This window comes from Soonwooa sp., assembly GCF_032062245.1.
In the GTDB taxonomy this organism is placed as follows: domain Bacteria; phylum Bacteroidota; class Bacteroidia; order Flavobacteriales; family Weeksellaceae; genus Soonwooa.
In genome coordinates, this window is record NZ_DAMBQF010000002.1 from 1 (window position 1) to 18,810 (window position 18,810).

General features: G+C 35.6%; 21 protein-coding genes. 6 read left to right on the forward strand and 15 right to left on the reverse strand.

Going from position 1 to position 18,810, the window contains the following annotated elements; translation table 11 throughout:
* Window positions 1-131 precede the first annotated feature (131 nt).
* Window positions 132-746 (reverse strand): DUF5715 family protein, encoded by a 615-nt coding sequence (locus tag RT037_RS01775; RefSeq protein ID WP_312322108.1) that lies wholly within the window; start codon window positions 744-746, stop codon window positions 132-134.
* 197 nt (window positions 747-943) lie between these two features.
* On the opposite strand from RT037_RS01775, the gene RT037_RS01780 reads away from it, so the two are divergent.
* Window positions 944-1,921: a deoxyhypusine synthase family protein gene (locus RT037_RS01780; RefSeq protein WP_313027681.1), complete on the forward strand. Its 978-nt coding sequence runs from the start codon at window positions 944-946 to the stop codon at window positions 1,919-1,921.
* Between the two features lie 74 nt (window positions 1,922-1,995).
* Here the strand turns inward: RT037_RS01780 and RT037_RS01785 are convergent, their stop codons facing one another.
* The 3 genes from RT037_RS01785 to RT037_RS01795 all read right to left on the reverse strand — a co-directional run bounded on the left by RT037_RS01785 (window position 1,996) and on the right by RT037_RS01795 (window position 3,623).
* Entirely contained in the window at window positions 1,996-2,301 is a 306-nt protein-coding gene (locus RT037_RS01785; RefSeq protein ID WP_312322106.1) for a DUF493 family protein, read from the reverse strand.
* A gap of 73 nt (window positions 2,302-2,374) precedes the next feature.
* Window positions 2,375-2,926, reverse strand: coding sequence for a ferritin (locus tag RT037_RS01790; protein ID WP_313027685.1), 552 nt, complete (start codon window positions 2,924-2,926; stop codon window positions 2,375-2,377).
* A gap of 22 nt (window positions 2,927-2,948) precedes the next feature.
* A complete protein-coding gene (locus RT037_RS01795; RefSeq protein ID WP_313027689.1) occupies window positions 2,949-3,623 on the reverse strand; it encodes a DUF4197 family protein in 675 nt (224 codons plus the stop codon).
* A gap of 101 nt (window positions 3,624-3,724) precedes the next feature.
* Here RT037_RS01795 and RT037_RS01800 point away from each other — a divergent pair, with 101 nt between their 5' ends.
* A complete protein-coding gene (locus RT037_RS01800; RefSeq protein WP_313027692.1) occupies window positions 3,725-4,567 on the forward strand; it encodes a prolyl oligopeptidase family serine peptidase in 843 nt (280 codons plus the stop codon).
* 147 nt (window positions 4,568-4,714) lie between these two features.
* Window positions 4,715-5,182 carry a DNA starvation/stationary phase protection protein gene (locus RT037_RS01805; protein ID WP_312322103.1) on the forward strand — a complete coding sequence of 156 codons (468 nt, stop codon included), beginning with the start codon at window positions 4,715-4,717 and terminating at the stop codon, window positions 5,180-5,182.
* Between the two features lie 50 nt (window positions 5,183-5,232).
* Here RT037_RS01805 and RT037_RS01810 read toward each other — a convergent pair whose 3' ends face one another.
* From RT037_RS01810 to hppD, 5 genes are all read right to left on the reverse strand, one after another.
* Entirely contained in the window at window positions 5,233-6,153 is a 921-nt protein-coding gene (locus RT037_RS01810; protein WP_312322102.1) for a M28 family peptidase, read from the reverse strand.
* Window positions 6,154-6,978, reverse strand: a complete 825-nt coding sequence (locus RT037_RS01815) for a flavin reductase family protein (RefSeq protein ID WP_312322101.1) — start codon at window positions 6,976-6,978, stop codon at window positions 6,154-6,156.
* 108 nt (window positions 6,979-7,086) lie between these two features.
* On the reverse strand, window positions 7,087-8,340 hold the full coding sequence (gene fahA, locus RT037_RS01820; RefSeq protein ID WP_313027701.1) for a fumarylacetoacetase: 1,254 nt from the start codon (window positions 8,338-8,340) through the stop codon (window positions 7,087-7,089).
* A 12-nt stretch (window positions 8,341-8,352) separates the two neighbouring features.
* A complete protein-coding gene (locus RT037_RS01825; protein ID WP_312322099.1) occupies window positions 8,353-8,820 on the reverse strand; it encodes a hypothetical protein in 468 nt (155 codons plus the stop codon).
* Window positions 8,821-8,837: 17 nt separating this feature from the next.
* A complete protein-coding gene (gene hppD, locus RT037_RS01830) occupies window positions 8,838-9,968 on the reverse strand; it encodes a 4-hydroxyphenylpyruvate dioxygenase (protein ID WP_313027705.1) in 1,131 nt (376 codons plus the stop codon).
* Window positions 9,969-10,110: 142 nt separating this feature from the next.
* On the opposite strand from hppD, the gene RT037_RS01835 reads away from it, so the two are divergent.
* From RT037_RS01835 to RT037_RS01845, 3 genes are read left to right on the forward strand one after another with little or no spacing between them, the layout of a single operon-like run.
* Window positions 10,111-10,554: a 6-carboxytetrahydropterin synthase gene (locus RT037_RS01835; RefSeq protein ID WP_313028002.1), complete on the forward strand. Its 444-nt coding sequence runs from the start codon at window positions 10,111-10,113 to the stop codon at window positions 10,552-10,554.
* A gap of 33 nt (window positions 10,555-10,587) precedes the next feature.
* Complete coding sequence (locus RT037_RS01840) at window positions 10,588-11,352, forward strand: UDP-2,3-diacylglucosamine diphosphatase (RefSeq protein WP_312322750.1); 765 nt, start codon at window positions 10,588-10,590, stop codon at window positions 11,350-11,352.
* An 8-nt stretch (window positions 11,353-11,360) separates the two neighbouring features.
* A complete protein-coding gene (locus tag RT037_RS01845; RefSeq protein ID WP_313027711.1) occupies window positions 11,361-12,368 on the forward strand; it encodes an acyl transferase in 1,008 nt (335 codons plus the stop codon).
* Between the two features lie 263 nt (window positions 12,369-12,631).
* Here RT037_RS01845 and RT037_RS01850 read toward each other — a convergent pair whose 3' ends face one another.
* The 6 genes from RT037_RS01850 to RT037_RS01875 form a co-directional block, all read right to left on the reverse strand.
* Window positions 12,632-13,816, reverse strand: a complete 1,185-nt coding sequence (locus RT037_RS01850; protein ID WP_313027717.1) for a hypothetical protein — start codon at window positions 13,814-13,816, stop codon at window positions 12,632-12,634.
* A gap of 24 nt (window positions 13,817-13,840) precedes the next feature.
* A complete protein-coding gene (locus RT037_RS01855) occupies window positions 13,841-14,680 on the reverse strand; it encodes a glutamine amidotransferase-related protein (protein ID WP_313027720.1) in 840 nt (279 codons plus the stop codon).
* 68 nt (window positions 14,681-14,748) lie between these two features.
* Window positions 14,749-15,852: a carboxylate-amine ligase gene (locus RT037_RS01860; RefSeq protein WP_313027725.1), complete on the reverse strand. Its 1,104-nt coding sequence runs from the start codon at window positions 15,850-15,852 to the stop codon at window positions 14,749-14,751.
* Between the two features lie 28 nt (window positions 15,853-15,880).
* Complete coding sequence (locus RT037_RS01865; RefSeq protein ID WP_313027728.1) at window positions 15,881-16,837, reverse strand: hypothetical protein; 957 nt, start codon at window positions 16,835-16,837, stop codon at window positions 15,881-15,883.
* 33 nt (window positions 16,838-16,870) lie between these two features.
* Complete coding sequence (locus tag RT037_RS01870; RefSeq protein ID WP_313027732.1) at window positions 16,871-17,581, reverse strand: alpha/beta fold hydrolase; 711 nt, start codon at window positions 17,579-17,581, stop codon at window positions 16,871-16,873.
* 10 nt (window positions 17,582-17,591) lie between these two features.
* The gene (locus RT037_RS01875; RefSeq protein ID WP_312322740.1) at window positions 17,592-18,797 is read right to left on the reverse strand and encodes an acetyl-CoA carboxylase biotin carboxylase subunit family protein; all 1,206 of its coding nucleotides are present in this window, start codon (window positions 18,795-18,797) and stop codon (window positions 17,592-17,594) included.
* Window positions 18,798-18,810 lie beyond the last annotated feature (13 nt).

An 18,810-nucleotide genomic window follows, 5' to 3' on the forward strand; every position in this document is an offset into this window, starting at 1 on the left:
GAATTATGAATTATGAATTATGAATTATGAATTATGAATTATGAATTATGAATTAGTTATGATTAAGAGACAAGAGACAAGAGACAAGAGACAAAAACCAAAAACCGACAACCATCAACTAACAACCAAAACTAATAATTTCTCACCGTCACATGGTAACAACTCTGTTGCTTTTCTTTAATAAAATAAATTCTGCCAAGGCTTTCGTAGTGTTTTAAAACCTTTAAAAGTGCAGCATCCAATTTGGTGTTATGTTCTAGTTTTCCATTAAATCTTACATAAGAAATGTCAAACGAATTGCCATAATTGTGAGAGCTAATGCCTAAAGAAGCATTTTTATTCACTTTGCGAAGTTTGCATTGATCTTCCAAAGTTCGCGTTATTGAAGTTACTGTAATTGTTGCGCCTTTGTTGTCTTTGTTAAATTTAGAACCGATTTTCTCTAAAGTCGTTTTCGCTTTCGAAACAAGATAAGGTCGGCTGTAGTCCAATTTCTGAACTTTATAACCTTTCGCCGTCAGTTTAACTTTCGGCATTTTTCCTTTGTTATTGTACTTTGTAACATCTTTGGAGTCTTTTAAAAGTTTGATGTTAAATTTTTTGGAAGCGTCAAGATGCGGTTGGTACAAAGGTGTTGCTTCAACTTCGAGAACTTTTTTCAAGTCGTAGCAATCTAAAGATTTGTTTTTTTGACTGAAGTAAAAATTGATATTTAAAAGTAAAAAAGCGAAAATATATCCTTTCATTTTATTGAATTGATTCGGCAAAGATAGGTCTTTATTAAAAAAAGACATGCATATAGCTTTATTTTAAACTTTTAGAAATGTTTATTATTTCATTATTAAAACAGAAATTTTAACAAATGATAAAATCGGCTTTTCCTTAACCAAGATTTAGCCAATACGTTTCAATATTCCTATCTTTGCAAAAACAAATTTCAAAAATGAGCAATAGACCAATTTCAGAATTTCTTGAAAAGTACTATTTACACTTTAACGCAGCTGCGCTTGTAGACGCGTCTAAAGGTTATGTTGCCCACCTAAAAGATGGCGGGAAAATGATGATTACTCTTGCTGGTGCAATGTCAACGGCAGAAATGGGTAAAATTCTTGCGGAAATGATTCGTCAAGGGAAAGTGGATATTATTTCTTGTACAGGTGCCAACTTGGAGGAAGATGTAATGAATCTTGTTGCCCATTCTCACTATAAAAGAGTTCCTAACTACCGTGATCTTACGCCGGAGCAAGAAAGAGAACTTTTAGATCAGCACTTTAACCGTGTTACCGATACATGTATTCCAGAAGAAGAAGCTTTCAGAAGATTGCAAACGCATTTGGAAGATGTTTGGCATGCAGCTGAAGAAAAAGGCGAAAGATATTTCCCACATGAGTTCTTATATCAAGTGGTAAATTCTGGAGTTTTAGAACAATATTACGAAATCGATCCTAAAGATTCTTGGATCGTAGCGGCAGCGGAGAAAAACTTACCAATCGTTTGTCCAGGATGGGAAGATTCTACAACAGGAAACATCTTCACTTCAAACGTTATCAAAGGAAATCTTAATGTTCACACTGTAAAATCAGGTATCGAATATATGATTTACTTAACGGAGTGGTATCGTGCAAATTCAGGTGGAAAAGGCGTTGGATTCTTCCAAATTGGTGGAGGTATCGCTGGAGATTTCCCAATTTGTGTAGTTCCAATGATGTATCAAGATTTGGAGTGGGAAGACGTACCTTTCTGGTCGTATTTCTGCCAGATTTCAGATTCTACAACGTCTTACGGATCTTATTCAGGAGCAGTTCCGAACGAGAAAATCACTTGGGGGAAATTGGATGTCGATACCCCAAAATACATCGTGGAATCAGACGCTACAATCTGTGCACCATTGATGTTTACCTACATTTTGGAGAATTCTTAATGGAATTTTTAAGATTTAAAATAAAACAAAAACCTCTAGAATTTCTGGAGGTTTTTTAGTTTTTACTAATATTATTAAAGCATGACAACGCCTTCAATTTCTGCAACTTTTTTGTAAATGTCGATAACTTGGTCAGCATCTAGCACAAAACATTGTATTGTACATGCTGTGTATTTACCATTTTTACTATCTCTACTGGTGAAAGTGTGTTGAAGTCCGTCGAATACTTTCATGATTTCTGTAATCTTTCCAGAGTCGCTTGGTACGATAAATTTATACAAATATTCTTCTGGAAAATTGTGATGTTCGGTCAATTTTTCATGAAGAGATTTATAAAATTCTTCTGGATTTTTATGATCACCATTAATAAGTTCTGCCATAATTTTAGGTTTAAAAAAAAGTTTCCGAAACAGTTCGGAAACTCAAAGGTAATGATATTTTATTTTTATTCCGTTATGGATTGTCAGCCGTTGCTTCTTGCGGAAGTGGTTCGTCATCCGGCGTTTGTGCCAAGGTTTTATCCAAATTGAAAAGTGACTCGTCGGTTGCTTTATCTCCACCAGCGATTTTTAATTTGTCGATAAGTCCAAGTGCTAATTTTTCTTCTTCAATTTGTTCTTTTACAAACCATTGCATAAAATTCCAAGTAGCCCAATCTTTTTCTTCAAAGGCTAAATCTACCAATTTGTAGATTGCATATGTGTTATCTACTTCGCTTTCAAAGACTTTATTAAAACAATCAGTAAGTGTTTTTGGATTAGCAGGTGGCGCTGCAATGGCTTCAACTTCAGGTTCTCCACCACGATCCAAAATATACCTCATAAATTTTATCATATGATTGCGTTCTTCTTGCGAATGTCGGTATAAGAAATTCGCAATTCCAGCATAACCTTCGGTATCAGCCCAAACCCCAAGTGACAAAAATATCTGCGACGCATGCGCTTCTTTTGTCATCTGTTTTATAAGAGCTTCTTGCATTTTTTTTGATAATCTGTTAGTATTCATAATGAATGTGTTTGGTTAATATTTATTTTTTCAATGCATTGGTTAAGACATCTGTGTTTTGTTTTTCATAATTTGTAATAAGAGCAAACATGCCATTTACAAGCTGCTGAGAAGCCAAACTACTCAACATACTTGCGCTAGTGCTGTTATTGTTTTGACCTAATAAACTTCCCAAGATATTGTTGCCTTTTAATGCTGTATTAATTGTTTTTACGATTCCAAATTCGTTTAGTTTTTTATCAACTTCTGGCGCCAAAGCAGCAACCAATTGAGATTCTGTTTTTTCGCGAAGAATTTGCGATGCAATACCAGATCCTCCTTGGGCAATTCTAGCGGCATCATCAGTCGTTAAGCTGTTAACACCATTTATTAAAATGGGTTCTGCAAATTTTGATGTAAAAGCTGCTGCTTCTGCGATGTATTCTTTTTCTTTGTTAACTAAATTCGAAAGTCCAAGACTTGTTAAAGTTGAATTGATACTTCGCAGTTGTGATGGCATCGCTTGGTCAATTAAACTATTCGACATAAAAGCTTCTTTGTTTTGAAATGTCGAAACGCCACTTGTAATACCGCCAATCAATATTTTTTTAATAATTGAAAGTCCAATACTAGAGGTTGCTAAAGCGACACAAGAGTGGGATACTCCCGCTACTCCCACTATTGCTATTGTTGCTGTGATTATAAATCTTGGTCTCATGTTCTATTTTAAATTTAGTTTTTTTTTAGGTTTCAAAAATTAAGCCATCTGTTTTTTTTACAATTGGTTTGCTAGCTTTTTTATAACTTTAAAAATAAAATATGTCCATCGAAATTAACAGAAATATTGTCCTTACTAATCCTGAAACTAAATCATTTTTAGCCGACGCTTATTATAAAAAAAGTGAAGATAAATTACCGTTGGTTATTTTAGTGCATGGTTATAAAGGTTTTAAAGATTGGGGTGCTTGGCATTATCTTGCTGAAGCATTTGCTGAGGCAGGTTTTTATTTTGTGAAATTTAATTTTTCGCACAACGGGACGACTTTGGATGACACTTCTAATTTTGCAGATTTGGAGGCTTTTGGTCATAATAACTATTCTAAAGAGATGAGCGATTTGACATTCGTAATCGATTATTTTTCTAAACTACCAGAGGTTGATGCTTCCAAAATTGCTTTAATCGGTCATAGTCGTGGCAATGGGAACGTCGTTATACAAGCTTCCGAAGACCATCGTATTAAAGCTTTGGTGGATTTTGCAGGAATTTCGGATTATGCATCGCGTTTTCCTCCAAAAGAAATGTTGCCCGAAATTAAAAAAGCTGGCGTTCTCTATATCGAGAATAAACGAACCAAACAGCAGATGCCTCATTATTTTCAGTTTTTTGAAGATTTTAAAGCTAATGAAGAACGATTTACAATCGAGAATGCTGTTACAAAATTATCGATTCCTTATTTAATAATTCATGGTTCAGCGGACGAAACGGTTAATCTGCGGGAGGCAGAATTGCTTCATCAATGGGCAAAGAACTCAGAATTATTGGTTATTGAAAACGGCGATCATGGTATTGGAAGTTTTGAACCTTGGTCCGAAAAACAAATGCCAAAAGATTTAAAATTTGTTACTGAAAAAACTATAGAATTTTTAAAAGATAAATTATAGATATTTCATATGTCTATCGAAAATACAATTGTTGATAGATTTTATCTTTTTATTATTTTCCCTTTTTGAATTAAGAAAAGTCTTATTGGTAAGCTATTTGCTTTATTTTTGTCATATAAAATTGAATTAATTTAAAAATAAAATAGTATGAAAATTTCAATCGGATTAGATGCAAAACAAATTGAGGATAATGTAAAAGCGCTTTCTGTACTTTTAGCAGATGAACATATTCTTTATACGAAAACCCGAAATGCACATTGGAATGTTGAAGGAGCAGATTTTCACGCAATGCATGTCTTTTTTGAAAGTCAATATGACGAGCTCGAAGAGATTATTGATGAGGTTGCAGAACGTATTCGTCAGTTAGGACAAGTGGCACCAGGAAGCTTAAAAGACTTTGTACAGTTAACAAGGTTGACAGAGAAAAAACTTAGTAAAAATGACAGTCAGTCGTTCATCAAAGCTTTGTTAGAAGATCAAGAATCTGTGATATCTTACATTCGTGAAGTTGTTTCAAAAATGGATGACTCTAAAGATTTCGGTACAGAAGATTTCTTGGTTGGTCTTTTAGAAAAACACGAAAAAATGGCTTGGATGCTAAGAGCGCATTTATAAAAGTAATTTGATGTAAACAAAAAATGTCACCCAGATTTGAGTGACATTTTTTATTTTTCAAGCTTCTCGTTATACTTTGGATTAAAATCTTTTTGTAAAGTTTTATCTAAAGTTTTTGCAAAGCTGTTAACCAAATCTGTTAAGTTTTTAAAATCGATAACAGAAATATCATCATTTACTTTATGATAATGATTTTGATGGTTCATATCCACGGTTGAAAAAGAATGCGCAATAACGTCTTTCTTAACAAAACCTACATTGTCAGAGCGATAGAATAAACCTTGGTCAAGATAAGGATCACCAACAATTTTGAAATCGCCAACTGCATTTTGATTCAGAATGTCTTTTAAATCCGAAACATTATCACCTGTCATGAACATTTTGTTAGCTCCAAATTCTGATTTTGTACCAATCATTTCGAAGTTGAAAAGCGCTTTGATATTCGGAAGATATTTTTTGAATTCTGCATTATTCGATAAATTGTCAGAACCTACCAACCCTATTTCTTCGGCATTAAAACCTAAAAACATATAACTGTAATCGTCTTTTCGATCTTTGTAGTAGTCGGAAAGTGCAATAACGGCAGAGGTTCCGCTGGCGTTATCATCCGCGCCATTGTAGATTTTGTCCTCGCCAGTTGTACGTTCGCCAATGTGGTCAAAATGTGCTCCGAAAGCTATAATTTTATCGGTTTTTCCTTTTTTAATCGCACAAACATTAAAGTACATTTCATCATTATAATGAAACGGAACCAAATAAGATTTGCCGTAACAATAGTCTAACTTGTTCTTTTTAAATTGTTCCGCAATATATTCCGCAGCTTTTTCATTTTCGGGTGTTCCAACTTTTCTGCCTTTCATATTGTCGGCTGCCAGGGTTGTTACGATGTCTTTGATTCTGCTTTCAGAAATCGTTTGCGCGAATACTAAACTTGTAGAACAAGCTAAAATTAAAGTCGATATTTTTTTCATTTAATCAAGTTTTAAAATTTCCCAAGCTTCTGCAATTTTATTTTGATGCAATTGCTCTTGTGCAAGGATGTGTACAGCTTCTTCACCGGAAAATTTAGTTCCAGAAAGTTCTTCAACATTGGCTAACATCCCAAGATTGTTACCTGTGAAAACTGTACTAGATTTAATAACTTCTGGCAATTGATCATATCCAATACCTTTTGTTACTAAAGGTTTTGGAACTTCAAAAAGACTATCGGCATTACTTCTCGAATAATAATTAGCGCCAAGTCTCGCCACCAAATCGAGTTTGTTTTGATCTAGATTGCCATCATCTCCAAAGTATTGTTCTTGAATATGAATCTTTACAATCTTACAAATAATCAAATTTCCTGATCCGCCAACTTCGCCTAAAGATTTAATTTCTAAAACTTTGCATTCAAAATTAACAGGTGATTCTGCAATTAATGGTGGTTTTACCAATTCCGCAGGCTTCATGGTCAGACCAGATTTCACGAATTCGTTAACGCCGTCTTCATATTCTGTGCTCGCCAAAGAAACTTGTTGTACCATATCGTAATTAACATTACCAATAACGACTTCAGGAACTTCTAACAAGTTATGAAGCGTATGTTTGGTCGTATTGTCACGAACGCGACGACTCGGCGAAAAAATAAGAATCGGCGGCTTGGTACTAAACATATTAAAAAAGCTAAAAGGAGAAAGATTGATTTCTCCTTTTGCGTTAATTGTACTGGCTAAAGCAATTGGTCGTGGCGCAATTGCCGACTGCATCACCAATTGTAACTGCGGACTTGTAAGATCCGATGGTGTTATTGTTTTCATATTTTTTGAACCACAAAAGGTTTTAAAACATTGTTTTTGAAATATTTTAAACCACAAAATAAGATTAAGATGTAAAGTGCTTTTGTGGTTTTAAAAATGATAAAAAACTTAAATTTTTCTTGCTGGTAAAATTTTAGAAGTTACTTCTCCAAATCCTACACGAATACCATCTTTTTCTGACCAAGCTTTCATCGTAATCGTGTCATTATCCTCAACGAATTTTCTCTCCTCACCGTTTGACAATTTGATAGGATTTTGACCTCTCCAAGTTAATTCTAACATAGATCCATAAGATTTTGGATCTTCACCAGAAATAGTTCCACTTGCGTAGATATCGCCAACTTCAACATTACAACCATTAACAGTGTGATGCGCTAATTGTTGGCACATATTCCAGTACATGAATTTGTAGTTGCTAGCACTAATCAGGTTATCCTCGCCATTTTCTGGTTTTAGATAAACTTCTAAATTAATATCGTAGTTTTTGTCGCCTTCGAATTTTAGATAATCTAAAACTTCTGGATCTTGCTTTGGAGATTCAGTTCTGAAAGGATTTAATGCTTCCATTGTAACAATCCAAGGCGAAATGTTTGACCCGAAATTCTTGCCTAAAAATGGACCTAACGGAATATATTCCCAAGACTGAATATCTCTAGCCGACCAATCGTTGAAAATCATCATTCCAAAGATCGCATCTTCTGTTTCTTCCATTGGAATATGCTCGCCAAGTTCTGTGTTTTTATTAACAACAAATCCCATTTCTAATTCGAAATCTAATTGTAGACTTGGACTAAAGAAAGGCTTTTCAGCAGTTGGTGGTTTTATTTGACCAACTGGACGTTGGATGTCAACACCAGAAACAACGATCGAAGAGGCGCGGCCATGATAGCCTACAGGAAGATGTTTCCAGTTGGGTAGTAAGGCATTGGCTGGATCGCGGAAAAGCATCCCAACATTGGTTGCATGTTGAATACTGCTGTAGAAATCCGTGTAATTCGGAACGTGTACAGGCATCATCATTTGTACTTTGTCCAAATCAAAGAAACAAACCTCTTTCGTTTTTTCATCGTTTGCTAAAGGAGAACCTTCTAGCAATAATTCTTGAATTTTTAAACGAACATCGTTGGTAATTGGTTTACCTAATTCTATAAATTCATTTAAGGTATAAGCTTCAAAAACGTTTTCGTCTAGACCTTTGATGTTTTCGAAATAGCCAAAATCGTGTAGACTTGCTAAATCGATAACGATATCACCAATTCTTGTCGCACAAGCGATATATTCTTTATTAAAAACCGCTACACCGAACGGAATATTATGGATAGAAAAGTCACTGTCATGACTGTAATCTACAAATGATTTCATAATTGTTAATTTTTATTTTTTCTTGCCAAGAGTAGTATTTTCGATCCAACGACCATCGCTGTTAAGATCTTTCAGATACCAAACTTTCTTAGCATTCATTAAGTAAAATGTGTAGGTGAGAGGCATTCCTATTTTTTTACCTTCAAGTTTGTCAGCTCTTACCGAAACCACATTTTTTTTTCGAACATAATCTCCAGTAAAAACGTTGGAGGCTGTTTTTCCAGTTTTATGATCATCAAAAAGTTCTATTAGTGTAAAACTTTTATCAGGACTAAACTCTATGATGTGTCTTTCATCATGATCATCGAACTTTTGAATAAATACATATTTTTTATCTTCGATAATGTAATCTGTTGCATCGCGATTTTGCTTATTTCTCTTTTCTATTTTTGAGATTAGATTATTAAGCTGTTCGTAATTTTGTGCATTAATGCTGTCCATAGCCAGCATTAACATACAAACAAAAAGTATTTTTTTCATCTAAGTGTTTTATGTTTTTAAAGATTTCCTCTTTTCTCTTGCTCTCTTTCTAAAGCTTCGAAAAGGGCTTTGAAGTTTCCTGCTCCAAAACTTTGCGCGCCGTGTCTTTCGATAATTTCGAAGAAAAGAGTAGGGCGATCTTCAACAGGTTTTGTGAAAATTTGTAATAAATATCCTTCTTCATCACAATCAACCAAAATTCCTAGAGATTGAAGTTTTTTAATATCCTCGTCAATTGTTCCAACTCTTTCAGGAATCATGTCGTAATAAGCTTCTGGTGGCGCAGAAAGGAATTCAACACCTCTCTTTTTAAGCTCAGTTACGGTATGTACAATATCTTTTGTAGCAACAGCAATATGTTGCACGCCTTCGCCTTCATAGAAATCCAAATATTCTTCAACTTGAGATTTTTTCTTTCCTTCTGCAGGCTCGTTAATTGGGAATTTCGCGAAACCATTTCCGTTAGACATCACTTTAGACATTAATGCAGAATATTCAGTATTAATTTGCTTATCGTCAAAAGAAAGAATATTTACAAATCCCATCACATCTTCATACCATTTAACAACAGGAAGCATTCTGTCCCAATCTACATTCCCAACGCAGTGGTCAACATAAAGTAAACCAACATCTTCAGGATTATAATCACTTTCCCATTTTTCATAACCTGGCATGAATGGTCCAGAGTAATTTTTTCTTTCTACAAACATATGAACCGTTTCACCGTAAGTATAAATCCCTGACATTCTAACTTCACCGAATTCATCTGTAATGGTTGTTGGCTCTAAATAAGGTTTTCCACCTCTTTTTGTAGTTTCTTCGAAAGCTTTGTAAGCGTCATCTACCCATAAAGCCAAGATTTTAACACCATCACCATGTTTTTTTACATGTTCGCAGATCGGAGAATTAGACTTCAATCCAGTTGTTAAAACCAATCTAATTTTTCCTTGTTGAAGAACGTAAGAAGCGCGATCTCTAACGCCAGTTTCTGGGCCTGCATAAGCAACAGATTGAAACCCAAAAGCTATCTTGTAAAAATGGGCTGCTTGTTTAGCATTTCCTACATAAAATTCTATATAATCTGTTCCGTTGATTGGAAGGAAATTTTCTGCTTGCGCGATTTTTTCTGCAAAAGTTAATGTTGACATGTCTCTTTTCTACTTTTAAATATTATTCGCCAAATTACAAATTTTTAAACTTTTAGAAAAACCCAATTTTTCATAAAATTTCGAATGCTTCATGCAACAGAATTCTAATATTCTTGAAACTAAAAATGCTTATCTTTGCAATATGATTCGTATTACAAAAATTTTCACTTTCGAGACCGCCCATGTTCTTTATAATTATGATGGAAAATGCAAAAATATGCATGGTCATTCTTACAAGCTTTTCGTTACTGTAAAAGGAAATCCTATCAATGATTTGGATAATGTAAAAAACGGAATGGTGGTCGATTTTGGTGATATTAAAAAAATTGTAAAAGAAGAAGTGGTTGATGTTTGGGATCATGCTGTTTTGGTAAATGGTGCTTCGCCACACAAAAATCTTGGTCAAAAATTGGCAGACGAAGGACACAAAGTTATCTTTTGCGATTACCAACCGACTTGCGAAAATATGTTGTACGACATCGCTGCAAAAATCAAAAATAAACTTCCTAATACTATCGAGTTAGCTTATCTTAAACTCCACGAGACCGAAAATTCTTATGGAGAATGGTTGGCTGAAGAAAATTAATTTTAGTTTTAAAATCGTATTTCGAATTCCTGAATGACGCCAATTAATCTTTCACCAGACAAAAAAATCTATTTTGCATCGGACCAACATTTTGGTGCGCCAGATCCCAAATCTAGTAAGATTCGTGAAGAGCGTTTTATACGTTGGCTTAACGATATCAAGAAAGATGCGCAGGTTTTGTTTTTGATGGGCGACTTATTCGATTTTTGGCATGAGTGGCAATACGTCATTCCGAAAGGTTATGTCCGTGTTTTAGGAAAGTTGGCAGAGCTAAAAGATTCAGGAATTGATATTTATTTCTTTGTTGGCAACCACGATTTGTGGATGAAAAACTATCTTGAAGAAGAAATCGGTTGTACGGTTTATTTTTCAAAACAATATTTTTCGGCAGCTGGCAAGCGCTTTTTGTTGGCACACGGCGATGGGCTTGGTCCTGGCGACAAAGGCTACAAAAGGATGAAGAAATTGTTTACCAATCCTATTGCGCAATGGGCTTTCAAATGGTTGCATCCGGACATTGCTATGCGTGTTGCATTGTATATGTCGCAAAAGAATAAAATGATTTCTGGCGAGGAAGACAAAGCATTTTTGGGCGAAGACAAAGAGTTTTTGATTGTCTATTCTAAAAAGAAGTTGGAGACCGAAGATATCGATTATTTCATCTACGGACATCGCCATTTGCCTATGGTTTTGGATTTAGCAAAAGGTGCCAAATATATCAACTTGGGCGACTGGATTTCTTATTTTACTTACGGCGTTTTCGATGGCGAATTCCATTTGAAAACTTTTGAAGAATAAATTTAATAATGCAAAATTCCATTTTCAACATACAAACTGAGGCCGATTTTCTAGAAGCAGCTTTGGAGACTTTTCGATTTCAATATTGGCATGTTGAGGTTTACAAAAAGTTTGTAGATTATCTCAACATCAATCCCGAAACGGTGACAACTTTGGAAGCGATTCCTTTTTTGCCCATCGAAATGTTCAAAAATCATCAAGTTCTCGATATCGAAAAACCTGCTGAAAAGTATTTTCAAAGTTCGGGGACGACGCAGATGAATCTCTCCAAACATTGGATTTCAGATTTTGGCTTGTACGAAGAAAGCATTTACAAAAGCTTCGATCAATTTATCGGAAATCCCGAAGACTTCATATTTTTAGGACTTTTGCCGAGTTATTTGGAGCGCGACAATTCGTCGTTAATCTACATGGTGAACTATCTTATCGAAAAATCGGGCAAAGCAGAGAACGGTTATTTCCTTTACAATCACGACGATTTATTCGAAATTCTAAATAAAACCTCTGATAAAAAAGTCATTCTTTTCGGTGTTTCGTTTGCGTTGTTGGACTTTTTGGACACTTTAGAATATAAAAATCTTAAACTTAATTCGACCGAAAATCTTATCGTTATCGAAACGGGCGGTATGAAGGGACGTAAGGAAGAAATGACAAAAGACGAGCTGTTGTCGATTTTCCAAAAAGCCTTTAAAACCGACAAAATCTACTCCGAATATTCAATGACCGAATTGCTGTCTCAAGCTTATTCGATGGGCGAAAATATCTACGATTGTCCCAACTGGATGCGCATTTTGGTGAGAAATACCGAAGATCCGCTGTCGTATATGGAGTCGGGTAGGACGGGTGCGATCAACATTATCGACCTCGCCAATCGTCATTCTTGCAGCTTTATTGCGACGCAAGATTTAGGGAAAATCCTTGAAAATCCAAATTCAAAAACGCTTAGCAAAAGCTTCCAAGTTTTGGGCAGAATCGACCATTCCGACATTCGCGGCTGCAGTCTTTTGGTGTCTTAACATTTTTATTTGGGCGGCATTTCGGGCTGTCACTAGTCGCTGCGCCGCGCCAACGCATTGGCCCACGCCTGCGGCGCGAGCTCCAACAGGCCGTTCCATCCCGGCCGCAGTTTCGGGATAATTAATTCCAAAACTAATCAGTTAATTTTTAGATAAAAATAAGAGTTCAAATGTAATTTATAAATACAATAAAAAAACGCCGCATTAGTAATGTGGCATTTTTTGTTATAATCGAAACTATTCCGTTTTAATTTATTGGAAAACTATTTCACAAACAAGGCAAAAGAGCTTCCTGTCCACATTTGGTCAGCTTTATTAAAATCAACATTCGCCATGTCGGACTTGGTCATTCTTACCAAATTATTAAGATAAGTGGGGAATTCGTCGCCAGGTTTCCAAATGAAAAGCATTCGTATTTCTCCTTTTGCGTAGTCGCCATTTGGATCACGGAAAACTTCTGCATACTCTACTTTTTTCTGCAAAATATATTGAGAAGGATCATCGATTTGTACTAAAGTTTCTTTAGTCGGATGTAGGTTAATACCACCACCAGCAAAGGAATATAAAGGTTTTAAGACATATTCTTCAATATTTTCATCACTCGGGAATTCGTTGGCGTAATAGCTTTCTGGGATGTAAGTATGCTCCAAAAGAGGCAATACATATTTTGAAATTTTATAAAACCAATTTGGGTGTGTAACCCATTCTACATCGACATCTTCACGAATATTAAACTCCGATTCAAAACCTTCGATTTTATCCAGTTCGTCCAAGATAACACGGTTGTAGATACGTTTAATTCTGACTAATTCGCCATTATCGTTTTCATAAAAAATCTCGCGACCTCTTTTTTTAACCTTGCTAAGACAAACGGTTTTTATGTGTAAAAGATCTTCAGTGATTTTAAAATCAATTTTTGTTTTTTGACGTTCAGGATAGACTTCGAGAAGAATGACATTTTCGGGATTTTCGTCGCCAACGATAACTTCTTTCATAATCTCGATAAGTTGATCATACGGAATACGCTGCGATAACTCTGACAAAAACGGAAAAACTTCGAAAACAACATCACGATGCAATTCTTCAAATGCATAAAGTGATGGGAAAGCTTGTAACTCGATTAACTGAGGCATTGGCTTACCATCGGCGCCACGACAAATACCAAAATCGATGCACAAAAAATGCGGCTTGTCTGTGTCATGTGGCACAAAACAGTTTGCTGGAATAGCTTTATCAAAAACCTCTTTTGGGATTTTGTTAATTTGTTCCAAAATAGATTCGGCAGCGTATAATAATTTTTCTCTAAAAGAATAGGGTAAAAAAACTGGCGCCTCGCAAAGGCGAAAACCTGTGTATTGTCCAGTTTTTTCGTGGATCATCTCCTTCATCAACTCATATTTTTCGTTGGTGAATTCTTGATTAAATTGATCTCTATATTTAGGTACCATTTGTGCCTTGTTTTTTTTAGTTAATTAATCCAAACTGTGAGCTAGCGCTTGCAAAATTTTGTCTTGAGCCATCTTTAAAAAACTCGGTAAAATTTCTTTTTGGGTCAAAATAATTTTGTCTTCATCATCAATTCTGTCAAGTGTTTCCAAATACTTTTCCATGCCGAAGCTGCTAATCATCGCTTGTTTGTTAGATTCGTCTTTTAGATTTTCTAACATGCCAGCTGGATTGGCTTCAGGATGGAATTGAGTCCCGAAAATCTCATCCGAAAAACGAATCGCCATCAATGCTCTTTCTAATTGGATATTCGGCCGCATTTTTTCGATTGCGACAACCTTCATTCCCAGTTCGTTTAACTTCTCGTCGTTTGGTTCGATGCATTGGTATGAGCGCGAATCCACAGCGTAGAAAGGTTCTGGCAGATTTTTAAATAAAATTTCATGCTCGCCTTCCTCTGTTTTATGTATTGGCATCACACCAAACGAGTAAGATTTTCTTTTACAAACATTCGCCAACTTCCAATTGATAACCGCTAATTGGAATGAGTGACAAATCAAAAACAAGTATTTTTTGTCTTCGTTATTTTTATTGTAATCCCAAATTCCGTTTAAAAAATTGGCGTAAGGTGTTTCCCAAGCAAAACCTTCTTTGTGTGGATTTCCGGGACCACCTGACGAAATGAATATATCGAAATCTTCAATATTTGGCATTTCGTTTTTATAGCGAACATCGAAAACTTCGATGCTGATTTGCTCGGAGTTTGTATTTTTAAAATTTTCAGAAATCTGAATAATATTTGCCAATCCTTGGTTGGGGAAACTGTTATTCATATCTAAAATTGCGATTCTAACTGCTTGATTCATACTGCAAAAATTTATGCAAAGTTAAGCAAATATTAACAAATGGCTTTTTTCACGACTTTAAAGGCTGGCTAGATGACACTTTTTTCTGTTTCGAAAATCATATAATCAACAACTGCTTTTAGGTCGCCGCCACTTTCGTTAAAGACTTGTAGCTGTCGATCTGCACCAGTTCCCATTTTTAAAATTTCTCGCGAATATTCAACTTCTTGACGACAATCTAGCTCGTCCACAACATCGTCGATAAACAGTAAAAGTTCGTCCAATAAATCGGAATACGGAACACTTCTTTCTTTCCCAAAATCGATTAAGTTAGCGTGGATTCCATCTTTAGAAGCACGCCATTTATTTTCAGAAATCATCAATCTTCGATAAGATCGGAAGCTGATGTTTTGTTGATGCATTTTGTAAATTTTTGCCACCAAACATTGCATGATTGCAGCCAGACAAACCGTCTCGTCAATGGTTAATGGCATGTCGCAAATCCTAAATTCGATGGTTGGATAGAATGGATGGACACGCAGATCCCACCAGATTTTCTTAGCATTGTCAATCGTTCCTGTTTTAATCATCAAATTAACGTAAGCATCAAACTCTGCAACACTACTAAAGTAACTCGGAATCCCAGTTCTCGGAAATTTCGCAAAAACTTCTTGACGATAAGATTTGAAACCTGTCAAACGACCAACCCAAAACGGCGAATTGGTAGACAAAGCATAAACGTGAGGCAAAAAGTAACGCATAACATTCTGGATTCTGATACCTTCTTCTCGATCAGGAATGCCGATGTGTACGTGTAATCCGAAAATAAGATTAGAACGTGCAACATCGCCCATATCGTTTACCAGCTTGTCGTAACGAGCATCTTTGGTGATGATATTATTCTTCCAATGCGAAAACGGATGTGTGCCACCTCCAGAAACGCGAAGACCTTGCTCGTGCGCCACTTTTACAAGATGACGACGAAGATTGGTAAGCTCTTCTCTGGCTTCTTTAACGTTTTGACAAATGCCGGTTTCCATTTCGACAACGGATTCGTGCATTTCGTGTTTTAGGTTTTCGCTGAGAAGTGTTTTTCCGCCTTCAATGATTTTGGAAACATGCGAAACCAAATCGCGTGTTTCGGCATCGATGATCTGGTATTCTTCTTCAACTCCTATCGTAAATCTGTGCATAGTTTGTGTTTTTGATGTTAGAAAAGCTCTATTTTTTAACAGAATCTTTCACGAAATCGCCCCAAGAAATATTAGGTTTTCCAGAAACATATTCTTTGGCTTTTTCGATAGCTAATTTTGCAGAATGTTCCACAATCCATTGAAAATTATCTTCACCAACCGAGTTGCGATCAGCGTCTGGCGCAGGATTACAGAAATCGATAGCATAAGGAATTCCGTCTCTTACAGCGAATTCAACCGTGTTAAAATCATATCCTAAAGCTTCATTAATTTTCAAAGTATAATCATGAATTGTTTTTAGAACTTTTTCTAATTGTTCACCTTCGTATTTTGATTCGGTTACGTAACGCAAATGATGTGGATTACGTGGATCGTAAGGCATAATATGAACATATTTTTTGCCCAAACAATAAACGCGATAATAATCTTCAAAGACAATTTCCTCTTGAACCATCATCACCAATTGTTCAGTTTCTGACAATTTATTCCAAAGGTCATCTTGATTTTCTACACGATAAACATTGCGCCAACCGCCACCATCATGAGGTTTCATATAAGCTGGGAAACCAACATACTTAAAAATATAATCCCAATCGTGTGGGAATTTTAAGTTTCTAAAAGAAGTTTCTGACGTGTTAGTCGGTCTTTCGTGTGATGGAAGAAGCACAGTTTTCGGAACTGGAATTCCGATTTTTGTCATGAGTGCATTATTGAAAAACTTTTCGTCTGCGCTCCACCAAAATGGATTGTTGATGACATAAGTTCCGTTAACCGCAGCATTCTTAAGATAAGCACGATAAAAAGGAACATCCTGAGAAATTCTGTCAATGATTACTGAGTATTCGTAATCTGCGCCTTGTTCCAGTTTGTCAATCATAACAGGTTCTGCGATGATTTCGCCGTTACCTAACTCGTTTACTTTATCTATAAATGCCCATGGAAACGTGTCTTCCATACCAAATAATATTCCTACTTTCTTAGCCATAATTGTACTTTTTTTATGTGTTTTTAAAATGATTTAATTAAAATAATTTGAGATAAATTTTGGGAAAACCATGCGCCAAAGTGGCCAATCGTGGTTAATCCATTTGGCTTCATCATACCAAAAATTAATGGATTTTGTTGCCAAAATTGCAGCCATTTTTCGCGTTTTATCAAGACAAATATCTTGGTCAGAAGTGCTTAACACAATCTGCATGTGTCGATATTTCCAAGCTTCATCATTTGGCATAAATTCTTCTGGACAATTGAAATACACCAAATTATCTTGATAATTATCCATAAAACTTCTAATCGAAAAAGCGCCAGACAAACAAAATAAATGCGATACCAAATCTGGATATCTAAAAGCAAAGTTAGAAGCATGATAACCTCCAAAACTGCAACCTGCTACAGCTACACGATGCGTCTGATGTAATTTTTGGATCGAAGGCACAAATTCTTGCACCAAAAACTGAATGTAGCTTTCGTAGTTTCGGATGCGTTCTGCGGGTGATAAATGATCCGCGTAAAAAGTATCTTTGTCAATGGTTTCGACATTGTATAACTTAACTTTTCCATCATCAATAAAAGTGGAAATACTTTCATTGAGATGAAAATCAGTATTCTGAGTGTAAGAACCTTGCGAGGTCGGAAACATAATGATAGGATATCCAAAATGTCCTGTAATTTCGATTTTTAAGTTTCTCCCCAAAATGTGAGAATAATATTCTGTATGTTCGATTTGCATTTTTGTGAGTTTAAGAGGTTGGTTTTTCTGTAGGTGGTAATATATTGAGGATGCTTTCTGCGATAATTTCTGAGGCGCAGTCGAGGTCTTCAATAATTTGTTGCTCAGACTCGGATTTAAAAACGATTCCGATGTGATTGTCAATGGATAAAAATTTGAAAATCTGTGGACATTTAAAAATCGAAGTGTCAGGATTTTTTTCCTTTGCTAAAGCAATTAAAAGTCCAGCAAAAAGATTGGATTTAATCTCTACAGAATAATCATTTTTGCGTAATAAAGCATCTTCTAATCTTGCCCATTCTCTCCAAATATTAACCCCAGTTGCCGCTTCTATCATATCCGGAATGTGCGCACCGCCAACACGTGATGAGGTTTCTAGAAAATAAAACTGTCCATCATCTCCGAAGATAAATTCGCTGTGAGTTGCGCCGTTTTTAATTCCAAATTTTTCTAAAACTTGTTGATTAATTTTTAAAAGTGCTTTTGTAAAATCCGAATTTTGATCCAAAGTTCTTGTTGCAAAAACTCCACCTTCGTGCGACACTTTCATCGGCGGCGAGGTATATTGCGAACAACATGCGAAAACAATTTGATGTTTATAAATGAGACAATCGACATGATAAACCTTTCCTGGCTTAAAACTTTCTAGGAGAAATTTGTAACGTTCTTCTTTTAGATTTTCTATTACAGACCAAAGTTGATCACGATCTTTTATTTTTTTAATGCCACTTGCAGATGCTTCAGATCGAGGTTTTAAAACCCACGGACCTGGATGTTCTTCTATGAAACTATTTAATTTTTCATCATTAAATATCGATGAAAATTCAGGTACATTAATATCGTTATCCAAAGCTTGTTGACGCATCGCTAACTTATCACGGAAATAACGATGTGTCGTTTGTCCCATGCCTGGGATTCTATAAGTTTCGCGAATCATAGCCGCTTTTTCGACATCATAATCGTCCAAAGCAACGACAGCATCCACTTGATGAATTTTCATTAAATAAGAAAATCCTTGTACAAGATGTTCGAGATTCCAAGTTGAAGGCGCAATCTCCGACATATAATAGACTTCGTCAATCGCATGCCAAGGCCAGTCTTTGGTTTTCAAAGACTCAGAGGTAATCAAAATGACTTTGTTGCCAAGTTTTTTAGCTTCATCAATAAAGTCAAATCCTTTGTAGTAACAGGATATACAGACAATAGTTTTTTCCATCGTATTTTACTTT

Excerpts from the sequence above, each read along its gene's own strand:
- RT037_RS01815 (WP_312322101.1), bottom strand. The coding sequence starts at position 6,978 with ATGAAAACAATAACACCATCGGATCTTACAAGTCCGCAGTTACAATTG.
- RT037_RS01785 (WP_312322106.1), bottom strand. The coding sequence starts at position 2,301 with ATGGCAGAACTTATTAATGGTGATCATAAAAATCCAGAAGAATTTTAT.
- RT037_RS01790 (WP_313027685.1), bottom strand. The coding sequence starts at position 2,926 with ATGAATACTAACAGATTATCAAAAAAAATGCAAGAAGCTCTTATAAAA.
- RT037_RS01810 (WP_312322102.1), bottom strand. The coding sequence starts at position 6,153 with ATGAAAAAAATATCGACTTTAATTTTAGCTTGTTCTACAAGTTTAGTA.
- RT037_RS01800 (WP_313027692.1), top strand. The coding sequence starts at position 3,725 with ATGTCCATCGAAATTAACAGAAATATTGTCCTTACTAATCCTGAAACT.
- hppD (WP_313027705.1), bottom strand. The coding sequence starts at position 9,968 with ATGTCAACATTAACTTTTGCAGAAAAAATCGCGCAAGCAGAAAATTTC.
- RT037_RS01865 (WP_313027728.1), bottom strand. The coding sequence starts at position 16,837 with ATGGCTAAGAAAGTAGGAATATTATTTGGTATGGAAGACACGTTTCCA.
- fahA (WP_313027701.1), bottom strand. The coding sequence starts at position 8,340 with ATGAAATCATTTGTAGATTACAGTCATGACAGTGACTTTTCTATCCAT.
- RT037_RS01805 (WP_312322103.1), top strand. The coding sequence starts at position 4,715 with ATGAAAATTTCAATCGGATTAGATGCAAAACAAATTGAGGATAATGTA.
- RT037_RS01835 (WP_313028002.1), top strand. The coding sequence starts at position 10,111 with ATGATTCGTATTACAAAAATTTTCACTTTCGAGACCGCCCATGTTCTT.
- RT037_RS01875 (WP_312322740.1), bottom strand. The coding sequence starts at position 18,797 with ATGGAAAAAACTATTGTCTGTATATCCTGTTACTACAAAGGATTTGAC.
- RT037_RS01775 (WP_312322108.1), bottom strand. The coding sequence starts at position 746 with ATGAAAGGATATATTTTCGCTTTTTTACTTTTAAATATCAATTTTTAC.
- RT037_RS01845 (WP_313027711.1), top strand. The coding sequence starts at position 11,361 with ATGCAAAATTCCATTTTCAACATACAAACTGAGGCCGATTTTCTAGAA.
- RT037_RS01855 (WP_313027720.1), bottom strand. The coding sequence starts at position 14,680 with ATGAATCAAGCAGTTAGAATCGCAATTTTAGATATGAATAACAGTTTC.
- RT037_RS01780 (WP_313027681.1), top strand. The coding sequence starts at position 944 with ATGAGCAATAGACCAATTTCAGAATTTCTTGAAAAGTACTATTTACAC.
- RT037_RS01840 (WP_312322750.1), top strand. The coding sequence starts at position 10,588 with ATGACGCCAATTAATCTTTCACCAGACAAAAAAATCTATTTTGCATCG.
- RT037_RS01870 (WP_313027732.1), bottom strand. The coding sequence starts at position 17,581 with ATGCAAATCGAACATACAGAATATTATTCTCACATTTTGGGGAGAAAC.
- RT037_RS01850 (WP_313027717.1), bottom strand. The coding sequence starts at position 13,816 with ATGGTACCTAAATATAGAGATCAATTTAATCAAGAATTCACCAACGAA.
- RT037_RS01825 (WP_312322099.1), bottom strand. The coding sequence starts at position 8,820 with ATGAAAAAAATACTTTTTGTTTGTATGTTAATGCTGGCTATGGACAGC.
- RT037_RS01795 (WP_313027689.1), bottom strand. The coding sequence starts at position 3,623 with ATGAGACCAAGATTTATAATCACAGCAACAATAGCAATAGTGGGAGTA.
- RT037_RS01860 (WP_313027725.1), bottom strand. The coding sequence starts at position 15,852 with ATGCACAGATTTACGATAGGAGTTGAAGAAGAATACCAGATCATCGAT.